2 protein-coding genes and 1 pseudogene are annotated in these 1,908 nt (G+C 63.6%); all 3 read right to left on the bottom strand.

The annotated features are described in order from the left end of the window. Positions 1-225: 225 nt before the first annotated feature. Positions 226-927 carry an ABC transporter ATP-binding protein gene (locus EN750_RS32175; RefSeq protein ID WP_127399097.1) on the bottom strand — a complete coding sequence of 234 codons (702 nt, stop codon included), beginning with the start codon at positions 925-927 and terminating at the stop codon, positions 226-228. Continuing rightward, positions 920-1,705: an ABC transporter ATP-binding protein gene (locus tag EN750_RS32170; RefSeq protein WP_236382713.1), complete on the bottom strand. Its 786-nt coding sequence runs from the start codon at positions 1,703-1,705 to the stop codon at positions 920-922. Before EN750_RS32170 ends, EN750_RS32175 begins: the two co-directional genes overlap by 8 nt. Then, positions 1,702-1,908 (bottom strand): annotated as a pseudogene (locus EN750_RS32165) (branched-chain amino acid ABC transporter permease); the annotation flags it as partial. The pseudogene EN750_RS32165 and the gene EN750_RS32170, both read right to left, overlap by 4 nt.

Here is a 1,908-nt window from a genome sequence, read left to right as displayed (position 1 = left end):
TGTCTACCGTTTCGACTGGCATTTCAGCGGCCCTTTCTGGCTCTCCCCGGGAGTGTCTGCGGATGCGGCGGAGATCTGATCGTTGGTTTACTGGAGGCACCGGGCAGCGAAAATTATGATTTCATGTGGCAGTGGTTAGCTTGTCCCTAAATGCCGGGAAGCATGGCCGAAGATGTGGAGCGCGGGGCGTGGATCATCACTGTCGAGACAGAAGAAACGGACGGCTCAGAGATAAAGGCTTCTGGCCGCCTTGGACGAGAGCAACTCCTTTGCCGGCCCCTCCTGGGCGACCTTACCCTTGACCAGCACATAGCCGCGATCGGCGATGCCCAGCCCCATTTCGGCATTCTGTTCGATCAACAGGATGGTCGTGCCTTGGCGATGGATCTCCCTTGTGATCTCGAAATACTCGCCGATGAGTTTTGGCGAGAGACCGAGCGACGGCTCGTCCATGATCACCAGTCTGGGTTCGCCGATCAGCGCGCGCGCCAGCGCCACCATCGCCTGTTCGCCGCCGGACAGCGTGCCGGCGACTTGGCGCAAACGCTCATGGATGCGCGGAAACAGCTTGCACATCTTGTCCAGTTGCACCCTGAAATTGGGTCCCCTGCCCGACACCGCATCATAGCCCAGACGCAAATTCTCCATCACGGTCAGGCCGGGGAACAGCCGGCGCCCTTCGGGAACGAGCCCGACGCCGAGCGACGCCAGGTTTTCCGTGCCGAGCGTCGCCATGTCCCTGCCCATCACCTCGACCTTGCCGCGCTGCGCCCGCACGACGCCGCAGACGGTCATGAAGGTTGTCGTCTTGCCGGCGCCGTTCGGCCCCAGCAGGCAGACCAGTTCGCCGGGGCGCACGCTCATCGCCACGCCGCGCAGCATCGGCACCGCGCCATAGGAAGTATCGACATCCCTGAGTTCAAGCATGGGCGACCGCCTTCCCAAGATAGGCTTCCTGGACGCGCGGGTCGGCGCGCACCGCCGCGAAGTCGCCCTCGGCGATCTTGCTGCCATAGTCGATGCAGGTGACATGCTGCGGGAATGCTTCGACCACCCGCATGTCATGCTCGATCAAGACCACCGACAGAGCAGGGTTTTGTACGCGCAGCCGCGTGATGTCGGCCACCAGTGCGTCGGTTTCCGTGTCGTCCATGCCGACCGAAGGTTCGTCGAGCAGCAAGAGCTTGGGCTGCGATGCGAGCGCGCGGGCAATTTCCAGCCGTCGCCTGTCGGCCTGCGCCAGCGTGCCCGCTGGCCGGTAGCGTTGTTCGAACAGGTCGCCGGAGCCGAGCTTGAGCAGGGTTTCGGCCTTTTCCACGCAGGCCGCCATCTCACGGCGCGACGCCCCGGGCCGAAACAGCGCGGTCAGCACGCCGGTCCTGGTGCGGGTGTGCATGCCGATGATGACGTTGTCGAGGACACTGAGGTCGGAGAACAGACGCGACGACTGGAATGTGCGGGCGATGCCGCGGTCGACAACTTCGTAGGACGGGCGGCCGGTGATCTCGGCGCCGTCGAAGGTCACGCGACCGGAGGTTGGCCGGTAGACGCCGGTCACGACATTGAACAGCGTCGACTTGCCGGCGCCGTTCGGGCCGATGACGGCGAGCACCGCGCCCTTGTCGATCGACAGGCTGACATCGTTGAGCGCGACCAGGCCGCCGAAGCGCATCGTCAAATTCTCGACCTTGAGAAGCGCGCTCACAGTCCGCCTCCGTAGCGCCGCATGCGTTGCGGGAACAGACCTTGCGGCCGGATCATCAGGAAGCCGATGATGACGACGCCGAAGAACAGCAGGCGGTAGTCGGCGAACGCGCGCAATTTCTCCGGCAGGATGGTCAGCAGGAACGCACCGACGATGACACCGAAAATATTGTCCATGCCGCCGACGATGACCATGGTCATGAT

This window comes from Mesorhizobium sp. M7A.F.Ca.ET.027.03.2.1 (assembly GCF_003999175.1).
GTDB lineage: Bacteria > Pseudomonadota > Alphaproteobacteria > Rhizobiales > Rhizobiaceae > Mesorhizobium.
The sequence above is the reverse complement of the archived record's forward strand: the minus strand, read 5'-3'. Positions and strand labels throughout refer to the sequence as shown.